This is a genomic window from Pseudomonas sp. SDO52101_S400, from assembly GCF_054071635.1.
Map to the genome: position 1 here is coordinate 1 of NZ_JBSVWF010000177.1, position 218 is coordinate 218.

Annotated in this window: 1 pseudogene; it reads left to right on the forward strand. The window is 61.9% G+C overall.

The annotated features are described in order from the left end of the window. Nucleotides 1-218: pseudogene (locus ACW9HX_RS29235) on the forward strand (chemotaxis protein CheW); the annotation flags it as partial.

Below are 218 nucleotides of genomic sequence, written 5' to 3' on the forward strand. Positions count from 1 at the left end.
CCGTTGTTCGGCCAGCCGGATTGGTTCCTCGGGATCCTGCCGAGCCAGCAGGGCAACTTGAAGGTATTGGACACCGCGCGTTGGGTGATGCCCGACCGCTACCGCGATGACTTCCGCCAGGGCCTGCAATACGTTATTTCGGTCCAGGGCTACGAGTGGGGGCTGGCGGTGCATCAGGTCAGCCGCTCATTGCGCCTGGACCCGAACGAAATCAAATG